Genomic DNA, 17,140 nt, shown 5'->3' with positions numbered 1-17,140 from the left:
TGACCACGGGTTGCGCGATTTGATTTGCATTTTAGGTGCAACCTCGTGGTTGATTTACTTGTACAGTTTTTTTGGGGTTACATCTTTTTGAAACAGCGTTTTTTTGTCGTTGTAAAATTTGATAAAATTTTCGGAATCAGGACTGCTTTTGTAGGGCGCAAAAGCGCCGTGTCCGGCCGGATGCCACGGGTTTCTCCACACCAAAACGTAGGCCAAATCGAACGGTCTCAGCGTTTCCAGCAGTTGAGTCCACCACTGGTGATTGACGGCGATGGGTCCTCCGGTTTCGGAAACTGCGGCAATTTTTCCTTTCTCTTTTGCCAGCTTGGTTAAAAAGGTAGCGCAGTTCTTCAGGGTGGGCAGGTATTCCGAGCCACGATCGTACAAATCAAAGCCCAGCATGTCAACAACGTCGTCGCCCGGGTAGCGTTCCAGATATTCACTTTCAGATTGAAAACGGTCGGTAGAATAGGCGTACAAAATATGGTGAATGCCCTTCTTTTGCTGGAGGTAATTCGCCGTAAAACGCCACAATGCAGTGTATTCGTTTACAGAACAAAGGTCTTTCCCCCACCAAAACCAGCTCCCTGTATGTTCATGGAACGGCCGAAAAAGAACAGGAATATAAGTTCCGTCAGCGGTTTTTAGCCCGAGCATAAAATTCGCCAGTCGGTTAAGATATTGTTTAAAGAGCTCGTGTTTTTCCCCGCCCGGAAGAATCGATTTTACAGCCTCTTTTGAAGACGTATCCCACGATGTTCCTCCTGTGAGCGGGTTGCGTAAGTGCCAGCTTATGGTATTCACTCCTCCCCTTTTGTAAACGGTTTTTATCCAGCCCTGAATTTTGTCGAAATGCACCGAGTCTAAGCTGTAGGCATCTCCCAGCTCGAGGTGTCCCAATTCCCAGCCATAAACTGCCGGGTAATCGCTGCACACATCTTTCACGTCCGACCGGCCTTCTTCGTAAACCCAGCCTTCGCCGTAGGCCAAATCATCCTGGTGGCCGAACATTATTCCCTCGTGTTGCAGCTTCAGTAAGTTCCGGTAAAGATTAACGGTTTCGGGCGTTGCCTGCGAATCTGCAGGGTGAGGTTTTTGTGCAAAAGCAGCAATTCCTAAAATTAGAAATGAAATTACGAGTAATTTTTTCATGGTTCATCGGTTTTACAAGGTTTAATATTTCGTTTATAAGTGCCTTGAAATAAATCGCTTTTCAGGTTATTGTATTTTGTACTAAAATACAAATTTTGTGGCAGTACTAAAACGAAATCTGCATTTCTTTGTGAAACACCAATGAAGCTCAAATATAACTTGTGGAATTTTTGATAACGTTTTTTATTTCTGTTTAGATTCAGTCGTACACCATACTTCCCCACCAGTTGTTTCCCGGGTCGAAGTCTTTGGAGAGGAGTTGAAGGCGTTGCTTTTCGAGTTGTGGCAGGCGTTTGTTTTTTACTTTTTCCAGGTGTGCTCGTTCCAGTTTTTCGTTGTATTCCGGATCTTTTTCAGGGAAACGGGCGCCTACTTCGTTCAGGTACGAAAAGAGCTGTTCGCTTAACTGGCGGGTCAGCTCCGGGTGTTTGGCAGAAACGTCGTTTGTCTCGGCCAAATCGGTTTTCAAATTGTACAATTCTTTACGGCCGTCTTCGTAATAATGAATAAGTTTCCACTCTCCCAGCCTGATGATTGAAGAGGGCTCGCCTCCCTGGTTACCGTAATGCGGATAGTGCCAGATAAGCGGCCGTTCGGGCAGTGTTTTGCCGTTGAGTAGGGGAACGAGGCTGAGTCCGTCACTGTGCTGTTCCGGCTTCAGATTGGCACCGGCAAGTTCCAGGAGGGTGGGGTAGAAGTCGGTGCCGGAAACAGGAACATTTGTCTTTTCTCCGGCAATGTTGAGCCATGGAATTTTAATAAAATAGGGTTCGCGGATTCCTCCTTCAAACTGGTATCCTTTTCCTGCCCGCAGTGGCTTGTTAGATGTTGCAAACGCATCGCCGGCAGCTACTCCTCCGTTGTCCGAAGTGAAAATAACGATGGTATTTTCTGCAAGTCCCAGTTCGTCGAGTGCATTTAAAACCACACCAACGGCATCGTCCATGGTTTCTACCAGGCCGGCATAAACGGGGTTGTCCTGCACCTGCCTGATTGGAAGAAAATGCCCCATTTCAAACCCTGTTTCTGCGATTCCCATGTGTTCTGCTTTTTGCCTGTATTTTTCCCACTTTTCGTGCGTGGTTTGCAGGGGCGCATGAACCGCATAAAACGAAAGAAAAGCGAAAAAGGAGGTGTCTTTGTGCTCTTTCATAAATTTTGCCGTTTCGTGAGCCAGCCGCATGGTGAGGCTTTCTCCGTTGGGCCCGTTGGGCAGTCTCGGGTTTTCCCAGGGCGCATAAAAACCACCTTTAGGACTGCCTTTATCCCAGCCGCCTTTATTGATGTCGAATCCGTGATTTTCGGGCCAGGAGCCCTCGCTTCCCAGGTGCCATTTTCCGGCAAAGAATGTTTTGTAACCCGCTTCTTTCAAGGCTTCGGGTAGTGTTACATATTCGTGCGGAAGGTTGTGAACGTAGTCTGGAGGAAGTAACTTGTTAAACCTTCCGGCCTTTCTCCATGCTTCTCCAACGGGGGCGCCAATCCAGTCGGTGATTCCATGCCTTGCAGGAAATTTTCCGGTCATGATGCTTGCCCTCGACGGACTGCATACCTGGCACGCAGCGTATCCATAGGTAAAAGTCATCCCTTCGTTGGCAATCCGGTCGATGTTAGGTGTTTCGTAAAAATTGCTCCCGGTAACGCCCGTGTCGTAGTACCCGAAATCATCGGCCAGAATAAAAAGAATATTGGGTTTTTGTTGCCCGGGTTCTTCTTTGCGATTGCTCTGGCATGCGGTTAATAAAAAGAAAACAGAGGCCAGCATTGAAATAGTTTTGAACATGGAGTAGCTTTTTTTTCCGGGGAGGAAATTATTGAATAATGGTTTTGGATTCGAAAGTGAAAACTTCAGACTCTGTACGTGCTGAATTCATTAGCTTTTTCAGCTCTTCAACAATCTCTGGATGTGCTTCTGCCACATTGTTCTGCTCGCCCGGATCGTCAGCAATATTGTATAATTCTGTGGTGGTTTTTTCCGGGTTGAAAACGTTGTAATTTATCAGTTTCCAATCGCCTTTTCGCAATGCCTTTCTCCCTCCTCTCTCGTGAAATTCCCAGTAAAGGTAATCGTGGGGCTTTTGCTCGTTTGTTTTTCCCAGAAGGGTAGGTAAAAATGACACGCCATCAGTATTTTCAGGAGCGGAGATGCCGGCAATTTCGGCAACGGTTGGAAAAACATCCCAAAATGCAGAAGGATGGCCGGTTTCTGTTCCTGCGGCAATTCTTTCGTCCCAGACGGCAATCATCGGAACCCGGATTCCCCCTTCATAAAGATCGCGTTTGTACCCTTTAAAAATCCCGTTCGAGTTAAAAAAGTCGGGGTCGGCTCCACCTTCCATGTGTGGGCCATTGTCTGACGTGAACATGATGACCGTATTTTCATAAATGCCCAGTTCTTTTAGTTTGGCAACAATGTCGCCCACCTGTTTGTCGAGCAGAGTAACCATTGCGGCAAAGGCTGCGTGGCTTTCGGGTTGCGTTCCGTACGCGCCTTCGCGAAAGTTGGGATCGCCCGGCTCGGCTCCTTTAAATTCATTTTCGGGCAGGAGCTTGCCTCTGAATTCGGCCAGGTTTTCTTCCGGCAAAAGCAGCTCTGCATGGGGAATTACGTTGGGGTAAAACATGAAAAAAGGTTTTTCCTTATTTTTTTCGATGAATTGCAGCGCTTTTTGGTGAATCAGCTCGGGTGCATAAACTGCGAATTGCTGGCCGCTGTTTTCCTCTAGAGGCACTTTTTGCTGATTTTCCCACAAATGGGAGGGGTAATAATTGTGTGCCAGCCGTTGGCAATTATATCCGTAAAATTCGGAGAATCCCTGGTTGTTTGGGTCTCCTTCGGAACCCGGATATCCAAGACCCCATTTGCCGAAAGCTCCGGTGGTGTAACCGGCCTCCTGCAGCGCTTCGGCCAGCGTAAACGCTTTAGCTTCCATCGGATATTGGCCTTCGGGTTTCCATTCTTTGTTCCCCCTAATAAATGTGTGCCCGGTGTGCTGGCCGGTCATTAACGACGAGCGCGACGGGGCGCAAACTGTGGAGCCGGAATAGTGTTGCGTAAATTTCAGCCCGGCTTGGGCCAGTTTGTCGATATTGGGGGTTTGAAATAGTTTTTGTCCGTAGCAGCTTAAATCGCCGTAGCCCAAATCATCGGCTAAAATGTATACAATGTTGGGTTTTGTTGGCTCTTTGCTTTGTTTTTTTTGGGAGGTACATGCTGTAAAAAACAGGAATGAAATCAGAATAAGAATGGTTGATTTGTTCACGATGGTTATTATTTGGTTTTCAATAAATACTCAGTAACAGCTTTTTTAAACGTTATATTTCCATGTTGTTGCTTCTGGCTGTGGGCATACTTCTTTATTGTTTTCAGTTCGAAAGATAATGAATATCTGCGGGGTGTCTGTCCGTTTTGCTGATAAATTGTATCAGCTTTTCATCCGTGGAGAGATCCTGATAAATGTCTTGCTTTTTTTGCTTTGACCACAAGTACGAAGGAGGTTTTGTTGGGGTGGATTGAAGTGCGTTGCTCTTCGAAAGTCAGTTTTGTTATCGCTACAATTTTGTTTTCGCTAAGTGTAGATATTCAGGTGTTTATAGGTTGTTTAGATGGGGCTTCTTTTTATGTTGTCGGCAATAAAAGTCAGAAGCAGTGCATCGTTGACGAGTTGATGTGAATGATTTCCGGTAATGCATTAGTAAAGAAAGTGGTATCAGCTTTTTGGATAAAAAATTAGGCATTTTGAGAATTTACTTTCAGCGTTTTTTCTGACCGTTTGTTTAACAAAACTAGATACTTTTGACATGTACAAGCCGTTAAAAAAACACAAGATGGAAGAGAAAAATTATTTTTATAAACTTTTGCTGGAAGGTCATTTCGACCTTTGTTTTGATGAGTGCGCGTTGAAAGAGTTCAGCAAAATGTCTGTAGCAGAGTTGATCGAAAAGACAACAAACATGAGCTCTGTGGAAATGAGAGATATTATCTGCAAGCACGAAGAATGCCTGAAAAATTACCGGCACAAATATGCCAGTTAAAGTGGCTGATTTTGCCCGTGTTTTTTGTTTCTTTCAATCCCGTTACCATTTATCGGTTCCGGATGGTGATGTGAGCAACCCACTTTTGTTGTTTGGATCACACTCTGGTTTAATAATATCCCTGAATGCATAAAAGAATCAGGAAAATGAAAAGCCGGGCAACAGCCCGGCATAAATGTTACCCAGGGTATATGTGTTGTTTTAAAACAACCTTTTAAATCCGACTACCTTTTTTACCTCAGCCAGGGTTTTTGAAGCTGATTCTCGTGCTTTTTCAGCACCCATTTTTGCAACCTTTGCAAGGTACTCATCATTTTTCAATATATCAATAATCCGGTCGCGTATTGGCGAAGTATATGATATAATATCCTCTGCCAGTTGCTTTTTCATGTCGCCGTACCTAATTTCGCAGTTGTTGTACAGCTCGTCAAAATGAGCAACTGTTTCCGGTTTCGAAACAATTTCCATCAGCGTAAACAGGTTTTGCACGGTTTCCGGTTTTTCCTGGTTCATTTCTGTCGGGCCGGCATCGGTTACTGCCCTCATTACTTTTTTGCGGATGGATTTCGGATCTTCGTAAAGGTTAATGGCGTTTCCTTCTGATTTACCCATTTTACCGCTTCCGTCCAGTCCGGGCACTTTTATCATGTCTTTCCCGTCAAAAGTGTAAGACTGAGGAATAGGAAATACCTCTTTTTTGTACATCCGGTTAAAGCGTTTTGCAAATTTCCGGGCCATTTCCAGGTTCTGTTCCTGGTCTTTTCCCACCGGTACAAAGTTGGCTCTGTGGATAATAATATCGGAAGCCATCAGCACCGGGTAGGTAAGCAGTCCGGCGTTTACGTTGTCGGGTTGCTTGCGCGCCTTGTCTTTAAACGAAGTTGTGCGTTCCAGTTCTCCCAGGTACGCATTCATGTTTAAAATAGTATACAATTCGGTAACTTCCGGCACATCGCTTTGGATGTAAATAGTAGCTTTTTCGGGGTCAATCCCGCAAGCTAAATATTCTGCCAGTACCTGTTTTACTCCTGCCTGAAGATTGTCGGGCGTGGGGTGAGTTGTAAGAGAATGTATGTCGGCAATAAAAAAGAAGCAGTTAAAATCGTCCTGCATCCGTAAAAAATTGCGCACCGCCCCGAAATAGTTTCCGAGGTGCAGATAGCCTGTTGGTCGTATCCCGCTAAGAACTGTCGGTTTCTTTGTCATCTTAATTGAATCTGAATTTTTCAGCCCACAAAAATAGAAAAAATGTGAATGAATTCAGTACTTTACAGTCATTACCAGCAAAACAAACCCAAATGATACGATTGGCTTAAACGATTTGAGTTGGGTAAAATGTGTATTTTTGCTTTTTCAAATTTGAAAATATCATTATGCCGAAAATCAGGGTAACAAAACGGTTTCATTTCGAAATGGCTCATGCGTTGTATCAATACGACGGGGTGTGCCGTAATATTCACGGGCATTCTTATAAACTGGAAGTAACCCTGAAAGGAGAGCCTCTGAATCGGCCCGGGCATCCTAAGGACGGGATGGTAATGGATTTTGGGGAGTTGAAAAACATGGTAAAAGAAAATGTAGTCAGCCGTTTCGATCATGTCATGATGGTGAACAGGCTCGTTCCGGAAGAACAGGTTGCCATGTTGAAGAAAATTTCTGAACGTATTTTTGTAGTTGACTTTCAGCCCACAACGGAAAATATTGCAACTTTTATTGCGGAGATTCTTAAACAGCAGTTACCCGAAGAAATTGAATTGTTTAGCATTCGTCTTTACGAAACAGCCACTTCGTTTGCCGAATGGTTTGCCGCCGATAATGCGGAATAAACCTAAATTTTTTTAAATTTGATGGCAGCCGATTCTGCGCCTCGTTTTTTTTCACCGGTACAGGAAGAAATAATGTTTAAAACCGTAATTATGAAGAAAATTGCAGTTGTTGCCGCTTTGCTTGTTTTGTTCTCGTGTAGCGACAAAAATCTTAACCAACCCGATCCCGTAGATTTTTTCTTTGATTTTGCCGAGGGTACCGACGGGTGGAGTGGCGATTTTGCTGATTACCCTGTGGGGGAAGAATCAAATTATGAGCTGGTGTTTGAGTACGATACGTTGCCTGAACCGCTTGACAGAAGTCAAATGGCAATTAAACAATCGGGGAATAATCGCAGCGAGGATCTTTTTATGTTTGCTAAACGAAAAGTTTCCGGATTGGAACCCAACACGGTATATTACATCACATTTACGGTTGAATTTGCTACCGATGTTCCCAACGGGCTGGAAGGCGTTGGCGGAAGTCCGGGCGAATCGGTGTGTGTAAAGGTGGGGGCAACTACTGCTGAGCCCAAAAAGGAAAAGGACAGCGAGAACTTTTACCGGATGAATATTGACAAAGGACAGCAAACTGAAGGCGGGGAAAATATGGTGGCAGTGAGTGATTTTGCTAACGGCACCGATTCTGAAACTTACACACTGAAAACTGTTTCTAACGGATCGCCGTTTGGTGCGGCAACAGATGAAGACGGGAATCTGTGGCTCATTGTTGGAATTGATTCAGGATTTGGAGCTACCACCACTGTTTACTACAATTCAATAAAGGCAGAGTGCTTTTAAAGGTGTAATTTCCAGGGAAATGCTATTGGAAATTCGTGAGGCTTTTTGCAAATAGGATGGCAGGGCAGGTTGGTTTGAGAATTATCTGCATTTGCTATTTAGTATTTTCCTCGTTTTCGGCCAGGTTTTTAAAATATCGTTCCGATTTGCCCCACCATTTCCCGGCCTGTCTGAAAATTTTTTTGGTCGCCTTTTCCATCGACTGGTCAGCTTTTCGGTACGCGTCGCTGTTGTGGATTTTTTCCGACGTTTCGTCAATAATCTTTTCTGCTTTGTCAATCCATCCTTCTTTTTTGCTCTGAACCACTTCTTCTTTTTTCTCCAGATTTTGCTCTTTTTCCGGTTTCATATGGCAATTCATTTGTTGTTAACGCATTTCGCTGAAACAAATATAATGAATGATTGGGGATGTGTTTCGTTGTTTCCATTGCTTTTGTTTTTCGGGTTAGTTGAAAAAACGCTATTTAAAAACATAAAATTTTATAAAATGTATTAACCACAATAACCCGAAGGGTTTATTTTATTAACTTGTTGGTAAATATGTAGTTTAAACCAAAAACTAAATAAAATCGATGAAGTTGAATTATTGCCCGATTGCAATTTTTTTATTTTTTATGGTGATTGGAATCCCGCAAAAAGTATGTGCACAGTCAGGATCTGTTCAATCCATTCAGATGAATGTAGATGAGGAAAATCAAGCCATTACCGGATTTGGTGCTTCGCTGGCATATTACGAAAACTGGCTGACTGCCCATCCCAACCGGGCTGAGATTTACGATGTGATTTTTAAAGAACTGAGCCTGGATATTTTGCGGGTGAGAAATACGTTTGGTTACGATAACGAGATGATTAACCACGTGAAGCAATTCGTTTCTGCCGCGGAGAGTTCGTTGGGGCATCCTGTAGATGTTATGGTTACTTCCTGGGGGCCTCCCGGTTACCTGAAAAGTAACAATGACAAAGATAACGGGGGAACGTTAAAATATACTGTTAACGACGGGGTAGTGGAGTTCGATTATGCCGGGTTTGCCCAATGGTGGAATGCTTCTTTGGATGATTACAACGCCAACGGAATTTTCCCGAAATATATCAGCATTCAGAATGAGCCTGATTGGGCGGCCGGTTACGAGAGTTGTCTGCTGCGGCCTTCTGAAGTGGTGAATGCAGCAGATACCCTGGCAGGTTACAATAAGGCGCTCGATGCTGTTTACGATACTGTGCAGAAGCGCGCAGACCGTCCCTTTTTTTTAGGACCGGAATGCATCGGGATTGGATACAATGCTGTGGAAAACTACGTTAATGCACTGGATTTATCAAAGCTCTACGGAATAGGGCATCATTTGTACCACGGCGCGGAAAGCGGAACTGTGGAGGACGATCCGTTTACATCGTCAAACTATGCTAAAGTAGGTAATTTTCGTCCCAATATTCCTCATTTTCAAACTGAATATTCCCGCACCGGCTGGTTTCCCCTGGCCGGAATGATTTACCAATCGCTTGTGCAGGAGAGTGTAACTGCATTTCTCTACTGGGATTTGATTTGGGAGAACGGGGGACTTGTTGCCCTGCATTTTCCCTGGGACAGATCCCGATGGACCAACGCCTACGGTTATCACTGCACCAAAGATTTTTACGTGTTCAAACATTACTCGCGGTTTATTCATCCGGGGTGGAAACGAATCGGCACAACCGGAGACAACGAGCAATTGAAAACCGCAGCTTTTATTAGTTCAACCGGCGATTCGGCAGCATTCATCGCCATCAATCGTTCGGAGCACGATACATTTAACATTCGGCTTCAGGTCCCGGATTTTAGGATAAATGAAGCAACTACTTATTCTACAAATGAGAATAGTAGCTTTGTAACTTTTGATTATTTAAAGGATACTTTGCTTCAGGTGTTGCCCCGCTCTCTAAATACCGTTGATTTGCGTTTGTCGGTTGTAAACTCAGGAATTTTGGTTCCTGCTTCCCGCTCATCATTTTCGGAGGTTGCGGTTTTTCCCAATCCTTTTTCGCGGGATGCCCGAATTCGTTTTGTTGCAAACGAAGGCGAAGATTATTTGTTGGAAGTATTTGACATTACCGGGAAGCAATTATCTAAAAGAAAACTTGGTTCTTTTTCCGCCGGGAAACAGCACGTAGAAATATCCCGAAGTGGATTTGAAGCCGGAACATATTTTTTAAGGTTAACAAATTCTGCAGGTCAAGCGGCGCAAGGCAAGTTTGTTGTAATTGACTGAATTCGTCTTGCTTTATTTTTTTTAATGTAAAATCTGGACAGTTTATGCTCCGGTAGGTTCTAGCTAAATGTATATTCAAGATAGGCTGAATTTGATGTGTTTGTTATCGGGTTGAGTAGATTTTTTTTGTCTTCGATTAGCATAATTTGGATAGAAATGTTTATTGCCGTAACTTTTCTAGCACAAATATACAATAGCATGAAAAACAAAATTTTGTCTCTATTTCTTTTGATGTTTCTTGTCGCAGGGATTTCTTCCTGCAAAAAAAGTGAAGAAAAAGAAACGCCCTGCTCTGTTGCATGGGCTACCGAACTGAGTGATGAATTAAACGCAATGGCGGCAGCCGCTCAGACGTTTGCTACTAACCCTACTTCCGCTAATTGCAATGCTTACAAACAGGCGGCTCAGGCTTATTTAAATGCACTAAGGCCATACGGAGATTGTACGTTGTTGACCGGGCAGGATCGTGTGGTGTGGCAAAATGCCATCGACGATGCGCAGGAAAGCCTGGACGATATGGAGTGTTGATGGAATATTGCTAACCAATTGACTTTTTGTTCCTGCTGAACAATAAGAATTTTGAAATAAAACAGAAGAAGCTGCGGTTTCTTCTGTTTTTATTATGATGAAGGCGGTGTGCCGCAGGAGATCATTTGTATCTTTGTTTTTGCAGGTTAATGATTCAAACTAAAAAACGATATGAAAAAGCTAGCATTTGTTCTGTTTTTCGCGCTTGTGGCGCTGGGATATTCATGTACAACGGGTACAAAAAAAAGTAGTTCAGATTTGCCAAGGGTGGCTATTTGCGGTTTAGCCATCGAGTCGAGCACTTTTTCTCCGGCAGTAACGCACACGGCGGATTTCCGGATTCGGAGGGGCAGCGATATTTTTTCATATTACCCTTTTTTGTCAGATGATTCGGAAGACCGGAAACGGGCAGAATGGTTTCCTACATTACGCGGACATGCGATTCCCGGAGGTATTGTAGCCCGTGCTGCTTATGATTCTTTGGTGAACGAAACTCTTGCCATGTTAAAAGAAAATCTTCCTTACGACGGAGTATTTTTTGACATTCATGGCGCCATGAGTGTTGTCGGGCTGGATGACCCCGAAGGGGATTTAATTGCAAAAATACGTGAGGTGGTGGGGAAGGAGCCGGTTATTTCCACATCGATGGATTTGCATGGAAATGTTACCGAAAAACTGGCCAGACACACCGATCTGATTACCTGTTACCGCATGGCGCCACACGAAGATGCGCTGGAATCGAAACAGCGTGCGTTGGAAAATTTGCTCGACCGTTTGGAAAGCGGGAAAGGGAAACCAAAGTATAAAGCGTGGATTCCGGTGCCGATTTTGTTGCCCGGAGAAAAAACAAGCACTCGTATTGAACCCGGAAAAAGTTTGTACGCCAAAGTTCCGGGAATAGCCGATCAGGAAGGAGTAATTGATGCGGCAATTTGGATTGGATATGCCTGGGCAGACGAGCCGCGGAATCGTGGCGTTGTAGTGGTTACCGGCGACGACAGGGAAAAGGTTTCAGAGGGCGCCGAGTTTCTCGCTCAGAGTTTTTGGGATGTTCGAAATGAATTTGAATTTGTAGCACCTGTGGCACAGTTGGACGAATGTCTGGACATGGCTGTTGCCAGCGAAAAACACCCATTCATAATTAGCGATATGGGCGATAACCCTACTGCCGGAGGAGCAGGTGACGTGACCTGGACGCTGCAGCAAATTCTTAACCGACCCGAATTTCAGAAAGAAAACGGGACTTCGTTGATTTATGCTTCTCTCCCCGGGCCCGATTTTGTGGAGAAAGCTGTGGCTGCAGGCGTGGGGAATAAAGCAGAAGGATTTGCCGGGGCAATTGTTGATAATCGTTATGCACCTCCGATTAAACTTTCAGGAACGATTCTGGCCATCGATACAGAGGATGCCACCGCCGGAACTGCTGTTGTGGCGCAGGTTGGAAGCGTGAAGGTGATTGTTACGAAAAAGCGCAAACCCTACCATTATGAGAAAGATTTTACCCGGCTGGGGTTGAATCCCCGCGTAGAAGATATTCTGGTGGTAAAAATAGGATACCTGGTTCCCGAACTATATAATATGCGGGCCGACTGGATAATGGCACTTACGCCGGGTGGCGTGGATCAGGATCTGGAGCGACTGGGCTACAAACGCATCGTCCGTCCCATGTTTCCGCTGGACAAAGACATGCCCAACCCGGATTTGTCTGCCCGCTTAATAGCTGCTTCTGATGAAAATTAACAACAAAATTTTGATGATATGACATACATTCCAAAAGAATCGCGTTACGACGAAATGACCTATAACCGTTGCGGGAAATGGGGACTGAAACTGCCTGCTGTGTCGCTGGGTTTATGGCATAATTTCGGAGGAATTGATACCCTTGAAAACGGGCGTGCAATGTTGCACCGTGCTTTTGATTTGGGAATTACCCACTTCGATTTGGCCAATAACTATGGACCGCCTCCGGGGTCTGCAGAAGAGAATTTCGGGAGAATTCTGAAGCAGGATTTCAAGGCGTATCGCGATGAGTTGATTATTTCGTCAAAAGCCGGCTATCTTATGTGGCCCGGGCCCTACGGCGAGTGGGGTAGCCGCAAATACATGCTGGCCAGTCTCGATCAGAGCTTAAAGCGAATGGGGCTTGAATATGTAGATATTTTTTACTCTCACCGTCCCGACCCTGACACCCCGCTGGAGGAAACCATGATGGCGCTGGATAGGGCAGTACGTTCCGGGAAAGCACTTTATGTTGGCTTGTCGAATTATCCCGCTGATATGACGAAAAAAGCCGCTGAAATATTAAAAGAGCTGGGAACACCGTGTCTCATTCATCAGCCCAAATATTCGATGTTTGAACGTTGGGTTGAAGGTGGATTGCTGGATGTGTTGGAAGAAGAAGGCATTGGTTGCATTCCGTTTTCGCCGTTGGCACAGGGGCTGCTTACCGGGAAATATTTGAAAGGTATTCCGGAAGGTTCGCGTGCTACCCGCGAAGTTTTTCTGAAGAAGAAAGACGTGGATTCTGCCCACGATAAAATTGTTACGCTGAACGAAATTGCACAAAGCCGGGGACAGTCGCTGGCACAAATGGCACTGGCCTGGATTCTGAAAGATAAAAGGATTACTTCGGTTTTAATTGGAGCAAGTTCGGTAAATCAGATTGACAATAATGTGGAAATGCTCAGAAACAGAGCTTTCAGTAAAGAGGAATTACAGAAAATTGAAGCGGTGCTGAAATGATTTCTGGGTGTTCCGTGATTATTTAGCCGGCGTGGTAAGTCTTTGACTGTTCTGCTCATACGATTTTAAGGTTAATACGGTTGTCCGTTTCTGTTGGGCGGCCGTATTTTTTGCCTTTTCTTTTGCAGATTTGTACGCGATAATTAATGTACTGTCGATTACAGAAGGGAAATCAATAGTTGCCAGAAGTTTGTTATTGCAGTGTTAATCATTATGTAGAATTACAATGTTCGTTTTCAATAAATACCTGGAGCTTGAAGAGATTGCGGGGATACGGAATTATTTTCTTGAAGTCGGTATTCAAAAAGAATATCAGAAGGATGATTTTTTCATGCAACAGGGGGAAATGCAGAAATATATCGGGTGCATAGTAAAAGGAGGGTTCCGGTATTTAGGATACACTTCTGCCTTAAAAGAGCAGATTGTGGGTTACAGTTTCGAAAACGATTTTGTAGTTGATTACTCCGCTTTTTTATCTCAAACCCCCGCTGTAATAAGCGGACAGGCCATAAAAAACAGTACTGTTTTGGTGCTCTCTATTGATGAGTTTAACCGATATTCCAACGAATTTTCTACCACAAATATCAGGAGTAAAGTGGCTGAAACTTTGCTTCAGGATATATACGGGCGCATGCTTTCGTTGTACTGCAACACGCCCGAAGAGCGCTATTTGAAAATCATCGGGCGGTATCCAGACATTCTGAATCAGGTGAGCTTAAAAGAAATTGCTTCACTTGTAAAAACTACTCCCGAAACACTCAGCCGAATCCGGACGAAACTCTCGCACGGGCAGAACTCTTGATTCAAATCAAGAACTTTAATTTTTAAGCTGGCTATTTTTACAGATTATTTTTACGAAAACAGAAACAATGAAACGAACATTATTCTACTTAGTGTTGGCAATTGCTTTATTTGCCTGCGAGAAAAATGATGACACTATAAAACTTCGTTTGAGTACAGAATCCTGTGTTCTGAACAATGAAACCAGTTATGCAGAAATACAAATTGAAAGGGATGAAGGTTTTCTGAGTATTACTTCGTCTGACCCTGATATTGCGAGAATTCTTTATACCGATAACGAGAATATTTTTTACATCATCGGGCATAGCATAGGGAATGCTACCGTTACGGTCAATATTTCGAATGATGTCGGTTCCGAAACCACTAGAATAATCGATGTTCGTGTGAGCGAACCAATCAGTTACCAGTTTTTTGCCGGAGAAGGAATATATATTAAAAAAGGAGAAAGCAGGGTTTTCGAGCTGCCTTTTACGTTTGACAAAAATTACAGTGTAGTTGCCGATGGCAGTGCTGTTGTTGACACCGAAGGCGCGGCTACCTTTACGGCCAGTGCCGAAACGGGCAGTAATTTCCGTGTAGAAGGAAAGACTGCCGGCAATATTTTGTTTCATGTACTAAAAGGGAAAGTGGAGCTTTATTCGGTTCATGTTTATGTGGTGGATGAGTACGATTTGTTCGTTCCGCCTTCGGATGACCGGCTTACATTCAAACTTCCATTTACCTATGGGGTAAACGGCATTTCAATCTGGAGGGGCAGCGGCAATTATTCTGCCCGGATTATTGACGAGACAGTTGCAGAGGTGAAGTCAGTGACTCCCGGGAAAGATTTTTTTAACAACATGAATAATTCTGCCGTGGTCAGGGTAACCCCGTTAAAAGCAGGTATAACCAAATTAATTGTTACAGATACCATTACCGGGCAAACCAGCGATGTTGAAATTGTTGTTGAAGAATAATCAGAATTAAAAGTTATAATAAGGTCATGAAAAGAAATTATTTTCTAGGATTGTTACTTTTGTCGGTTTTTACAATAATTTCAGGAGGTTGCAGTGATGAGGAAAACACTCCACTGAGTTTTTATGAAAAGGCTTATGAAATTCCAATACACGGCACGCGTTATATTGGCGTTAAAAGCGGAAGTGGCGACTATTCCATTCTGTCAGGAAATTCTGGTTTGTTCTCGGCCTCGAAAGAAGAAGGGTGGTCAAACCCGGCGGGGATGATTTTGGTGCGGGGGCTGCTAACGGGGGAATCAACACTTGCTGTTACGGATAACCAAACCGGAGAAACAATAAGCTTAACAATAAAGGTAACCGACAATTACGAGGTTCTTCGGGTGTCTGACCTATACTGGAATGGTTCCACGATGATAAAAAGCGAACATCCGGTTTTAAGCAAGGCACCGTTTTTATTTTTGGTCAACAACAATTCGCGGGACGTGTATTTTGCTGACGATAATGGAGAGAAAACAATCACAAGCAATGGTCTAAAAATACAGGGAAAAGGAAATTATTCTTTTGCAATGGAGGATGGCAAACCCTACCTGACATTGATATATCCGGCAGATGAAAACGGACAATTGACCGATGCTACTTTAGCTGTTTCAACTCCTCATAAGTTTCAAATTACGCAATGCAGCGAATTTTTTCTGCATCGGCTGGATGAGTACCTGAACCTGGGATGGGAAACCATTGCCAAAGATTATTCTGACGATGAGGTTGGCCTGGCCATAACCATGGAAGAGGTTGAATCCGGTTGTAAACTTGAGGGCAAACTGGAAGAGGTTGAAATTCCGGTAGGGGTATTAAATTGAAAAAAGGGGATTGTCACTCCCGAAGAGCATAAGATTTTTGTTTCAGAAGATAGTAATATTGAATTGACGTATGAGTATTAAAACAAGGCAAAAAAGAATTAGAGTTTTTGGATTTTTGATGTTGTTCGTAAGTGCATTAGTTTGGTCGTCATGCAACAAAAATGAAGATTTTTCTCAGTCCATCCGATTAATTTATTTGGCTATGAATGGACAGACTAATTTTGTAATAAACAATTCGGTTGCCATTAATTTCCCAACCGAAGAAAAAACAGAATTTGTGATACTCGGAGGTGATGAGGATTATTCGATAAGCAACTCCGACAATACCAAGCTAAGTATTAGTGATGACGAAGGCAACCTTGAGCTTACACCCCTTGCCCCTGGCGAGGTTGTTGTTACAATTAGCGATGGCAGTGGTAATTCTTATTTGCTTAATGTGCAGATAATTGACCGTTCACTCAAGTTGAAAGCCACCAGAACTCAGGGAAATATATTCGACCTAATGGAATTCAATATGTACTCAGAAGAAGAATTTACATCGCAGAATTTAATTGAAATATACGATTCGGTTGTGTGGGTTTGCACAAATACGAATCAACGGCTTCAAATTTTGGAATCCTCCGGCCATGGCAGTCGTTTTATTTCGAAGTGGTCAAATTGCTTCTTTTTGCCGGCGGAATACGAAACCTGTTTGCTGGGGTACAAAAACAACCGGGTAATATCGGCCGACACTGTTTCGGTAAGCATTGTAAACGACAAAGATTTTCTTGGCTACAACTGGAGCGATGTGGTAAATACAAGTACTGTTAGCACTGGCTATCAGAATGCTTTTATAAAAGGATATGATTTTGCCACCCGCTCTGTAGTTACCGACAACGGCTCTTCGCTTCATCTGTTCCTGTTTCAAACAAATAGTGGCGATGGAGTTGCCTTTGCTCAGAAAAGTAGACAGGTTCTTCTCAATTATATCAACTCTTTGTATTCGGCGCCAACCTATAGTTTCGACGTGGACAACTCGCTTTCTGAAATCTACAATCAGTTATTCAGAAATACAGGCACCGGGGTAACGCCGGAATATATTTGGATAACCCCTAAATCGAATATGGCGTTGATAAAGAAATACGATGAAAATGCCGGTGTTTTAAAATATGAAATACATGCAGAGCCTGGCAGGTAAGTGAAGATAGAAACAGAATTTTATCCCAACTTCTATAGAAATT

Annotated in this window: 16 protein-coding genes; 11 read left to right on the top strand and 5 right to left on the bottom strand. The window is 43.6% G+C overall.

What is annotated here, in order from left to right:
• Positions 1 to 54: 54 nt before the first annotated feature.
• The 3 genes from BUB08_RS14285 to BUB08_RS14275 form a co-directional block, all read right to left on the bottom strand.
• Positions 55 to 1,152 carry a glycoside hydrolase family 26 protein gene (locus BUB08_RS14285; protein WP_073002554.1) on the bottom strand — a complete coding sequence of 366 codons (1,098 nt, stop codon included), beginning with the start codon at positions 1,150 to 1,152 and terminating at the stop codon, positions 55 to 57.
• 199 nt (positions 1,153 to 1,351) lie between these two features.
• Complete coding sequence (locus BUB08_RS14280) at positions 1,352 to 2,935, bottom strand: sulfatase (RefSeq protein ID WP_073002553.1); 1,584 nt, start codon at positions 2,933 to 2,935, stop codon at positions 1,352 to 1,354.
• Between the two features lie 28 nt (positions 2,936 to 2,963).
• Entirely contained in the window at positions 2,964 to 4,415 is a 1,452-nt protein-coding gene (locus BUB08_RS14275) for an arylsulfatase (RefSeq protein WP_139249723.1), read from the bottom strand.
• Positions 4,416 to 4,980: 565 nt separating this feature from the next.
• Here BUB08_RS14275 and BUB08_RS14270 point away from each other — a divergent pair.
• Positions 4,981 to 5,187, top strand: a complete 207-nt coding sequence (locus BUB08_RS14270) for a hypothetical protein (RefSeq protein ID WP_139249722.1) — start codon at positions 4,981 to 4,983, stop codon at positions 5,185 to 5,187.
• Positions 5,188 to 5,388: 201 nt separating this feature from the next.
• Here BUB08_RS14270 and trpS read toward each other — a convergent pair whose 3' ends face one another.
• Entirely contained in the window at positions 5,389 to 6,393 is a 1,005-nt protein-coding gene (trpS, locus tag BUB08_RS14265) for a tryptophan--tRNA ligase (RefSeq protein WP_073002550.1), read from the bottom strand.
• A gap of 167 nt (positions 6,394 to 6,560) precedes the next feature.
• Here trpS and queD point away from each other — a divergent pair, with 167 nt between their 5' ends.
• Together queD and BUB08_RS14255 are read left to right on the top strand one after the other, a co-directional pair.
• Positions 6,561 to 7,013 (top strand): 6-carboxytetrahydropterin synthase QueD, encoded by a 453-nt coding sequence (gene queD, locus BUB08_RS14260; RefSeq protein ID WP_073002549.1) that lies wholly within the window; start codon positions 6,561 to 6,563, stop codon positions 7,011 to 7,013.
• A 90-nt stretch (positions 7,014 to 7,103) separates the two neighbouring features.
• A complete protein-coding gene (locus tag BUB08_RS14255) occupies positions 7,104 to 7,793 on the top strand; it encodes a hypothetical protein (protein WP_073002632.1) in 690 nt (229 codons plus the stop codon).
• Positions 7,794 to 7,887: 94 nt separating this feature from the next.
• Here the strand turns inward: BUB08_RS14255 and BUB08_RS14250 are convergent, their stop codons facing one another.
• The gene (locus BUB08_RS14250) at positions 7,888 to 8,142 is read right to left on the bottom strand and encodes a hypothetical protein (protein WP_073002548.1); all 255 of its coding nucleotides are present in this window, start codon (positions 8,140 to 8,142) and stop codon (positions 7,888 to 7,890) included.
• A gap of 223 nt (positions 8,143 to 8,365) precedes the next feature.
• On the opposite strand from BUB08_RS14250, the gene BUB08_RS14245 reads away from it, so the two are divergent.
• The 8 genes from BUB08_RS14245 (at position 8,366) to BUB08_RS14210 (ending at position 17,097) form a co-directional block, all read left to right on the top strand.
• Positions 8,366 to 10,036, top strand: coding sequence for a T9SS type A sorting domain-containing protein (locus BUB08_RS14245; RefSeq protein WP_073002547.1), 1,671 nt, complete (start codon positions 8,366 to 8,368; stop codon positions 10,034 to 10,036).
• A 198-nt stretch (positions 10,037 to 10,234) separates the two neighbouring features.
• Complete coding sequence (locus BUB08_RS14240; protein WP_139249721.1) at positions 10,235 to 10,564, top strand: hypothetical protein; 330 nt, start codon at positions 10,235 to 10,237, stop codon at positions 10,562 to 10,564.
• Between the two features lie 171 nt (positions 10,565 to 10,735).
• Positions 10,736 to 12,304, top strand: a complete 1,569-nt coding sequence (locus tag BUB08_RS14235) for a M81 family metallopeptidase (RefSeq protein WP_073002545.1) — start codon at positions 10,736 to 10,738, stop codon at positions 12,302 to 12,304.
• A gap of 18 nt (positions 12,305 to 12,322) precedes the next feature.
• Complete coding sequence (gene mgrA / locus BUB08_RS14230) at positions 12,323 to 13,306, top strand: L-glyceraldehyde 3-phosphate reductase (protein ID WP_073002544.1); 984 nt, start codon at positions 12,323 to 12,325, stop codon at positions 13,304 to 13,306.
• Positions 13,307 to 13,532: 226 nt separating this feature from the next.
• Positions 13,533 to 14,108, top strand: a complete 576-nt coding sequence (locus BUB08_RS14225; RefSeq protein ID WP_073002543.1) for a Crp/Fnr family transcriptional regulator — start codon at positions 13,533 to 13,535, stop codon at positions 14,106 to 14,108.
• A 67-nt stretch (positions 14,109 to 14,175) separates the two neighbouring features.
• Positions 14,176 to 15,063 carry a hypothetical protein gene (locus tag BUB08_RS14220; protein WP_073002542.1) on the top strand — a complete coding sequence of 296 codons (888 nt, stop codon included), beginning with the start codon at positions 14,176 to 14,178 and terminating at the stop codon, positions 15,061 to 15,063.
• 26 nt (positions 15,064 to 15,089) lie between these two features.
• Positions 15,090 to 15,920 (top strand): hypothetical protein, encoded by an 831-nt coding sequence (locus BUB08_RS14215; RefSeq protein WP_073002541.1) that lies wholly within the window; start codon positions 15,090 to 15,092, stop codon positions 15,918 to 15,920.
• A 202-nt stretch (positions 15,921 to 16,122) separates the two neighbouring features.
• Positions 16,123 to 17,097 (top strand): hypothetical protein, encoded by a 975-nt coding sequence (locus tag BUB08_RS14210; protein WP_139249720.1) that lies wholly within the window; start codon positions 16,123 to 16,125, stop codon positions 17,095 to 17,097.
• The last annotated feature ends 43 nt before the right edge of the window (positions 17,098 to 17,140 follow it).

The sequence above is a fragment of the Mariniphaga anaerophila genome, from assembly GCF_900129025.1.
In the GTDB taxonomy this organism is placed as follows: domain Bacteria; phylum Bacteroidota; class Bacteroidia; order Bacteroidales; family Prolixibacteraceae; genus Mariniphaga; species Mariniphaga anaerophila.
Note: the sequence above shows the minus strand (reverse complement) of the source record. Positions and strands in the feature narration are given on the sequence as shown.

What these genes read in the sequence shown, in the direction of transcription:
- BUB08_RS14220 (WP_073002542.1), top strand. Translation starts at nt 14,176, where the DNA reads ATGAAACGAACATTATTCTACTTAGTGTTGGCAATTGCTTTATTTGCC.
- BUB08_RS14285 (WP_073002554.1), bottom strand. Translation starts at nt 1,152, where the DNA reads ATGAAAAAATTACTCGTAATTTCATTTCTAATTTTAGGAATTGCTGCT.
- BUB08_RS14240 (WP_139249721.1), top strand. Translation starts at nt 10,235, where the DNA reads ATGAAAAACAAAATTTTGTCTCTATTTCTTTTGATGTTTCTTGTCGCA.
- BUB08_RS14280 (WP_073002553.1), bottom strand. Translation starts at nt 2,935, where the DNA reads ATGTTCAAAACTATTTCAATGCTGGCCTCTGTTTTCTTTTTATTAACC.
- mgrA (WP_073002544.1), top strand. Translation starts at nt 12,323, where the DNA reads ATGACATACATTCCAAAAGAATCGCGTTACGACGAAATGACCTATAAC.
- BUB08_RS14210 (WP_139249720.1), top strand. Translation starts at nt 16,123, where the DNA reads ATGAATGGACAGACTAATTTTGTAATAAACAATTCGGTTGCCATTAAT.
- BUB08_RS14245 (WP_073002547.1), top strand. Translation starts at nt 8,366, where the DNA reads ATGAAGTTGAATTATTGCCCGATTGCAATTTTTTTATTTTTTATGGTG.
- BUB08_RS14225 (WP_073002543.1), top strand. Translation starts at nt 13,533, where the DNA reads ATGTTCGTTTTCAATAAATACCTGGAGCTTGAAGAGATTGCGGGGATA.
- BUB08_RS14235 (WP_073002545.1), top strand. Translation starts at nt 10,736, where the DNA reads ATGAAAAAGCTAGCATTTGTTCTGTTTTTCGCGCTTGTGGCGCTGGGA.
- BUB08_RS14270 (WP_139249722.1), top strand. Translation starts at nt 4,981, where the DNA reads ATGGAAGAGAAAAATTATTTTTATAAACTTTTGCTGGAAGGTCATTTC.
- BUB08_RS14255 (WP_073002632.1), top strand. Translation starts at nt 7,104, where the DNA reads ATGAAGAAAATTGCAGTTGTTGCCGCTTTGCTTGTTTTGTTCTCGTGT.
- BUB08_RS14215 (WP_073002541.1), top strand. Translation starts at nt 15,090, where the DNA reads ATGAAAAGAAATTATTTTCTAGGATTGTTACTTTTGTCGGTTTTTACA.
- queD (WP_073002549.1), top strand. Translation starts at nt 6,561, where the DNA reads ATGCCGAAAATCAGGGTAACAAAACGGTTTCATTTCGAAATGGCTCAT.
- BUB08_RS14250 (WP_073002548.1), bottom strand. Translation starts at nt 8,142, where the DNA reads ATGAAACCGGAAAAAGAGCAAAATCTGGAGAAAAAAGAAGAAGTGGTT.
- trpS (WP_073002550.1), bottom strand. Translation starts at nt 6,393, where the DNA reads ATGACAAAGAAACCGACAGTTCTTAGCGGGATACGACCAACAGGCTAT.